Source organism: Hyphomonas sp. UBA4494, assembly GCF_002388935.1.
Lineage (GTDB): Bacteria > Pseudomonadota > Alphaproteobacteria > Caulobacterales > Hyphomonadaceae > Hyphomonas.
On record NZ_DGNK01000031.1, the window covers coordinates 89,290 to 95,595 of the forward strand.

Annotated in this window: 10 protein-coding genes; 4 read left to right on the plus strand and 6 right to left on the minus strand. The window is 54.1% G+C overall.

Annotated elements, in window-relative coordinates; genetic code table 11:
* Positions 1 to 29: 29 nt before the first annotated feature.
* Positions 30 to 824: a response regulator gene (locus B2P82_RS12085; protein WP_349679749.1), complete on the plus strand. Its 795-nt coding sequence runs from the start codon at positions 30 to 32 to the stop codon at positions 822 to 824.
* 79 nt (positions 825 to 903) lie between these two features.
* Here B2P82_RS12085 and B2P82_RS12090 read toward each other — a convergent pair whose 3' ends face one another.
* A complete protein-coding gene (locus tag B2P82_RS12090) occupies positions 904 to 1,068 on the minus strand; it encodes a hypothetical protein (RefSeq protein WP_290480206.1) in 165 nt (54 codons plus the stop codon).
* Positions 1,069 to 1,105: 37 nt separating this feature from the next.
* Positions 1,106 to 1,921 (minus strand): Crp/Fnr family transcriptional regulator, encoded by an 816-nt coding sequence (locus tag B2P82_RS12095; RefSeq protein ID WP_290497214.1) that lies wholly within the window; start codon positions 1,919 to 1,921, stop codon positions 1,106 to 1,108.
* Between the two features lie 116 nt (positions 1,922 to 2,037).
* Between B2P82_RS12095 and B2P82_RS12100 the strand changes: the two genes are divergently transcribed.
* Genes B2P82_RS12100 through B2P82_RS12110 form a run of 3 tightly spaced genes read left to right on the plus strand, consistent with a single transcriptional unit; the run spans position 2,038 to position 3,434 of the window.
* Complete coding sequence (locus tag B2P82_RS12100; protein ID WP_290480207.1) at positions 2,038 to 2,337, plus strand: ElaB/YgaM/YqjD family protein; 300 nt, start codon at positions 2,038 to 2,040, stop codon at positions 2,335 to 2,337.
* Positions 2,338 to 2,340: 3 nt separating this feature from the next.
* Positions 2,341 to 2,739, plus strand: coding sequence for a hypothetical protein (locus B2P82_RS12105; RefSeq protein WP_290497193.1), 399 nt, complete (start codon positions 2,341 to 2,343; stop codon positions 2,737 to 2,739).
* Positions 2,740 to 2,786: 47 nt separating this feature from the next.
* On the plus strand, positions 2,787 to 3,434 hold the full coding sequence (locus tag B2P82_RS12110) for a hypothetical protein (RefSeq protein ID WP_290497194.1): 648 nt from the start codon (positions 2,787 to 2,789) through the stop codon (positions 3,432 to 3,434).
* 6 nt (positions 3,435 to 3,440) lie between these two features.
* On the opposite strand, the gene B2P82_RS12115 is transcribed toward B2P82_RS12110, so the two are convergent.
* The 4 genes from B2P82_RS12115 to B2P82_RS12125 form a co-directional block, all read right to left on the minus strand.
* Positions 3,441 to 3,986: an RNA polymerase sigma factor gene (locus tag B2P82_RS12115; protein ID WP_290497195.1), complete on the minus strand. Its 546-nt coding sequence runs from the start codon at positions 3,984 to 3,986 to the stop codon at positions 3,441 to 3,443.
* Between the two features lie 72 nt (positions 3,987 to 4,058).
* Positions 4,059 to 4,253, minus strand: coding sequence for a NepR family anti-sigma factor (locus B2P82_RS17070; RefSeq protein ID WP_414652043.1), 195 nt, complete (start codon positions 4,251 to 4,253; stop codon positions 4,059 to 4,061).
* 203 nt (positions 4,254 to 4,456) lie between these two features.
* On the minus strand, positions 4,457 to 5,335 hold the full coding sequence (locus B2P82_RS12120) for a 3-hydroxybutyryl-CoA dehydrogenase (RefSeq protein WP_290480210.1): 879 nt from the start codon (positions 5,333 to 5,335) through the stop codon (positions 4,457 to 4,459).
* 170 nt (positions 5,336 to 5,505) lie between these two features.
* The gene (locus B2P82_RS12125; RefSeq protein ID WP_290497196.1) at positions 5,506 to 6,207 is read right to left on the minus strand and encodes an SDR family oxidoreductase; all 702 of its coding nucleotides are present in this window, start codon (positions 6,205 to 6,207) and stop codon (positions 5,506 to 5,508) included.
* Between the last annotated feature and the right edge of the window lie 99 nt (positions 6,208 to 6,306).

The following is a 6,306-nucleotide window of genomic DNA, read 5'->3' on the forward strand; positions in this document are numbered from 1 at the left end:
TTAATGCGGTCCCAGAAGAGAGGTTCCCAATGAGTTTGGTACAATCGTTTGCCCCCCATCTGCCATTCTTGCGCCGGTACGCCCGGGCGCTAACAGGCAGTCAAGACAGCGGAGACGCGTATATTCGCGCGTCACTTCAAGCGCTCGTCGAAAATCCTGAAGTTGTCGACAACGTGGAGGATTCTCGTCTTTCGCTGTACCGCTTTTTCCACGTCATCTGGGGCACGACAGGCGCCCAGCTTGAAGGAAAAGATAGCAACAAAGGCGATCCTGCAGACAAGCGACTGCAGTCACTTGCACCCATCCAGCGGCAAGCTTTCCTGCTGACAGCCCTTGAGGGATTTTCTGCTTCGGACGCAGCTTACATCCTCGGAATTTCTGAAAAAGAGCAGCGTGTTCTCGAACAAGATGCTCAAAGAGAAATTGAAGGCGAGCTCGCTACGAAAGTTCTCATAATTGAGGATGAACCCATTATTGCTGCAGATCTTGAAAGTCTGGTCGAAGACCTCGGCCATACGGTCACCGGTATCGCAACCACGCATCGCGAAGCGCTCTCTCTCTTCGGCGCGAATCCGCCAGGACTGGTTCTCTGTGACATCCAACTTGCAGATGGATCGTCCGGTATTGATGCCGCCCACGACATTTTGGCCGATCATGACGTGCCGATCATTTTCATCACGGCCTTCCCCGAACGCCTGCTGACGGGTGAGCGCCCGGAGCCGACCTACCTGATTCCAAAGCCCTTCCAGGAAAATACTGTGAAGGCCGCGATCGGCCAGGCGTTGTTCTTCCATCCCGCCAACGTAAAGCGGGTGGACGCCTAAACTTCTGATGTCGCGGATTCAAAAGGCCGCCCGTACATTATAATGTACGGGCGGCCTTTGTTCTTGAATTCGAGATATGTCAGACGCTGGCAGGCGCGAACATGCCGGTAAATGCCAGCACCAACAACATGCCGACAAGAGCGACGACGATACCTATCCCCAAAACGCTCAACAAGCCCGTCCGGCGACGACCCTGACGTGCCTCAGTTGTAGAAAACTCTTCTTGATGGGTTGTGTCTGGCATAAATTATTCCAATCCTGTTTGAGTGTTATCCCCTGAATCAATTGTCATTGCGGGGAATGCGATGTTGATTTGTTTGAGACGAGATAGCGCCGTTTGACAAAGGCGAATGCGAACTACCGTTCAGGTTGGCTCGCGCTACGAAATCGAGTTTACGAACATGGAGATAGTCAGTGTCGAATTGGGACAAACTCTCCATACGCCTTCTATCGAGAATGGTGACCTGGCCGCGGGACTCATCGATAAGGCCCGATCGGCGTAAAGCTGACATCGTCCTCGACACATGAACCGGGGTCAGGCCGAGCGCATCTGCCAGATCCGTGCGTGTCAAAGGCATGGGTAGGTGATCTTCTATTCCACCGACCGCAGCTCTCAATCTTCTTTGAAGCTCAAGCAATAGGTGTGCGATACGCTCCTTGGCAGACCTGCGACCGACGCGGACAATCTGTTCACGCAGGATAGATTCTTCCTGCACCGCTGCCCACCAGAATGCGGCGGCGACATCGGCATCGCTGCGCAACACATTCATGAATTTATCCGCTGCAACCGTCGCCACAACAGTGCGCGTTATGGCGGTCACTGAGTGGTCTGCCTTCACACCCGCAATGACTTGCATATCGAACACATCACCAGGCAACATGAAGTTGACGATCTGGCGACGGCCATCATCAAGAGAACGGTGTCGAATTGCCCAGCCTTCTCTCACGATGAATATCTTTGCGGGGGTTTCCCCCACACGGATGATGTCATCGCCGGATTGAAATGCGCGGGTTTGAAAATCGATTTGATCGAATTTGGACCAAGCATCATCTCTCAGTGAGGCATATTGGGAAATTCTGTTTCTGAATACGTCCATGCGGTTCAAACGAATGTACCTGTGCAAGGTTCCATCACAGAAAACTGCTGGCACCCGATGGAACGAAAGTTTCGATCGATCGTTGTATTGGCGCACACGAAATCAGGAGATTTAACGTGAACACCAAGACAGCCACCACACTCAAAGCTGAAACCGAGGGCGATTACGCTGCGCTCAAGGATGACATTGCCATGCTTCGCGGCGACCTGAAAAGCGTAATGGAAGACGTCCGGGGCCTTGCGAAGGTAAAGGCCCAAGCCGGAGTCGAAAAAGGCAAGGAAATGGCCGAGAAAGCTTCCGGCCAGTTCAAGGAAACCCGCGACGATGTTGAAACGGAAATTCGCAAGAATCCGCTAGCCGCTGTCGGAATCGCGTTCGGGGCCGGACTCATTCTCGCAATGATGAGGGGCAAATAATTCATGGACGCGACAAAGCTTAGGCTGTTCGCGGCTGTCGCCGGAATCGTATGTGGTTTCGGCGGCATGTTTGCTTTGTCTGTAGCCGGAATATTGGCGCTGGCATCTGTCATCGGATTGACGGCGGCCTGCTTCACAGTGGCCGCCATCCTTGTGGCAATTGCTGCCCTTATGCTGTATATATTCTTGCTACCCTATCGGAAATCATCAGAAGAGATCGATGATTTGGAAGAGTCCACAGCCAATGCATTGGCAGACCTTCCGTTCGACACCCTGAAATCCCTGGTCCAGAAATATCCGGTCTCTGTATCCGCGGGCGCAATGTTGCTCGGATACGCGCTTGTACGTGATCCCAAGACGGCGACACGTCACGCCCAGAGGCTTCTACTCGGTTTGCTTTAGCGGCGCCAATTACAGACAAATCATGCCAGAACACCTATATTGTTAGCATGAGATCGTTTCTGCTTGTTGCCTCAGCGGTTGGTGCCGGATTGGCTTTTGGCCGCAGATACCTCGAACGCGGGGTTTCTGCCCAGAAGAACAAGGTGATCGAGACAGCAGCCGTGGAAACCCGTCGTCAGATCAAGCGCGATGCAGATGATTTTCTCAAAAAGAGCTTTCGGTCATTCGCAATCGCGACGGCTATCAAACTGCTTATCCTTGCGACGCTTTGGGGACTTTTCCGTGGCGGTGTTATTGAGCGGCCTTATTTTATCTGGGGTGTGACAGGGATTCTCGCCGCGTTTCTTGTTCGTGATATCTGGGTAACGTGGCCCTTTGTTCGGCTTGGGATAGTAGAACTTTCTCGCTATGGCTGGCACCCCAAGCGCGCGCTCGGTGAGGTCGTCGCCGGGCATGTATTTCAGCAAGTCCTGACGGAAGCCCAATCTGCTCCGTCCACTCGCTCTTCGAAAGTCATGCTGGTGCTTGCGGGTCAATCCCGCGAAGGGATCGAGCATGATATTGCAACCTCTGTCGCCGCCATCGCTCGAGATACGTCCTGGTCTGATCTGCGACCATTTCTTGTGTCCGCTGCCATCAAGACGGCCGCATTGATGATCATTTATTCTGTGAGCGTTTTCCTGCTCATGGCCTGATACCAATCAGGCAGCCTCGGCCATAAGCTCTTCGGCATGTATCACCAACTGGTGTAATGTGGACTGCTCAGCAAACCCGGGCGTGTCATTGGAAATTGCCGGAACAATTCCATTCAGCTCATCCATCAGAACTGCGCGCGCCCGACTTACCCGGCTTTTGATTGTTCCGGGCGAGCAGTCCATGATCGCACCCGCTTCCTCATAAGTGAGGCCGGCCGCCAGAACCAGAATGACTGCATCCCTTTGTTTGATCGGCAGGGAGTAGATTGCCTGGACAGCCTGCGACGCTTCGCTCAGCATTTCAGCTGATGTGTTATCAATAAGAGCCTCTTCGAGAAATCCGCTTTCAACATCAACATTGCGCCAAGCGCGACGGCTGTGCTGGAGATATTCATTTCGAACAATACGCAGGATCCACGGTCTCATCTTTGCGGTTCGATCGAAAGATTCCGCCGCCGCCCAAGCTTTCAGGCATGCAGACTGAACGATGTCGTCGGCCAGCGTCGCATCATGGCAAAGGCTACGCGCGAATGCGCGCATTTGAGGTAACAATGCCTCCAGCTCATCGACAAAGGACCAGTCTGGGCTGGGATTTTCTCCGGTATGGTCATGCCGTCACGTATCCTATCGCTTTAGCGAGGTCTCCACCTCTCTCATGGCGCCAAGAAGTTCTCGAAATCGGTAGGGAAGAGGCTCTGTCACCACGGCCGCGTACTCGGCCCGTAGGTGTGCTTCGAACCGCCGACTCCCTCCCGTCGCCTTGGCCGTGAAAGCGAATATTCTTCTGCGTTCGGGACGAAGGGCGCTCATGCGCACCATTTATCCGTTCGCCAAAATAACAAATCATGAATTCGTTCCCACCATACGATCTGTCTTGACTTCATACAGAAGTAAATCAGTGTTGGGTTAACGAACCTAAAATTACTATTGGTTGAAATGCGGTCAACTACCCGCCACCTCTGCGGAACAGCACGCTTCAGACGACAGCCCCTTTCTATAGAAAGAGATGCGGGGGAATGATTCTATCTCGTTGGAACAGGCTCGGGCCCGGAATAGTCGTAGAATCCCTTGCCGGCTTTCTTCCCAACCCAGCCTGCTTCAACATATTTCACGAGCAATGGACACGGTCTGTATTTGGTGTCGGCAAGACCATCATGCAAAACTTGCATGATCGACAGACATGTATCGAGCCCGATGAAGTCGGCAAGCGTCAACGGCCCCATCGGATGATTTGCGCCCAGGCGCATCGCCGTATCAATGCTTTCAACCGTGCCAACACCCTCGTAAAGAGCGTAGACGGCCTCATTGATCATGGGCACAAGGATCCGGTTGACGATAAAGGCCGGGTAGTCCTCGGCATTCGTGGTCGTCTTCTCTAGGCGCCCTGCAAACTCGATGGCGGTTTCATAGGTTTCCTGATCCGTTGCGAGCCCACGGATCACTTCAACAAGCTTCATCAGCGGAACGGGATTCATGAAGTGCAGCCCGATAAACCGTTCGGGACGGTCGGTGACGGACGCAAGCCGTGTGATCGAAATGGACGACGTATTCGTCGCCAGAAATGTGCTCGTAGGCACGATTTCGCAGAGTGAACGAAAGATCTGTTCCTTGATTTCGCGGCGCTCTGTGGCGGCCTCAATAACAAGGTTGGCGGCCTCATGGTCCTTCAAGACAGTTGTTGGCTTAATGCGCCCGAGCGCAGTATCCATATCGCCCTGATTGTATTGTCCCCGCCCAACCTGGCGGGCCATATTACGTTCAATCGCTTTCATGCCTTTGGCGAGAGACTCTTCGGAAATATCGCTGAGAACGACGTCGTATCCGGCTAGCGCGCTGACATGGGCGATACCATTCCCCATCTGGCCCGCGCCAATCACGCCAATTGTCTTCAGGTCTGCCATAAGTCTCGTCCAGATCGTCGTAAAAGAGAGATGTCATATCCTGTTTGTGCAGTGCGTCAAACACAAGTCTGGGATGCAGTCGCCGCGGGTATATCCGCAATCCTTCAAGATGGTCCCGCCCGCAGACGGTCCGACAACACCGAAGCGGGAAACTCAGGATCGATCCCGCGCTACGCGGTGTAAATCATCCTGCGCGTCATGCCGCCGTCCACTGTCAGCACCTGCCCCGTCACAAAGCCGGCACCAGACAGGTAGGCCACCGCATGCACGATATCTTCGACTTCCCCCACTCGACCGACTGGATGCTGCGCGTGTGCCTCACCAGACAGCACGTCACCAGTTGAATTGATCCAGCCGGGCGCAATTGCGTTGGCCCTGACATCCGGCCCAAGACCGATGGCCAGCGCATGCGTCAGGCCAATGATTCCGCCCTTAGCCGCCGCATACCCGTAGGTGTCCGGCTCCGACTGATACGCCCGGGTCGATGTCATATTGACGATACTGCCCTTGGCAGCGCGCAAATAAGGCATGCATTCTCGCGCCATCAGGAAACTGCCGTTCAGGTGCGGTGCGATCCAGCTATTCCAGTCATTGAGACTCATCTCCTCAAGACGACCGGCGACCGGGTCGGCTGGCCCGCCATTGTTCACGAGCAGGTCAAGCTGTTCGAACCCTGCTTCTGCGACCGCGGCGCAAATACTCTCTTCGGATGACAGGTCACACCAAATCGGCTGAATCCCGACTTTCGGGAGCGAGGCAAGACCATCATGATCGATATCCAGCGCAGCGACGCGCCAATCTTCATTGGCAAAATGCACGGCAATTGCACGGCCGATACCCGACGCTGCACCTGTTACGATGGCTGTTCGCATGAAATCTCCTGATCATGGCTTAGCTCGCTCTATACAAAACAACCCGCAACTCCCCTAAGGAGTTGCGGGTTGAATTCAGTCAGGGCTGAAAAGCTTACG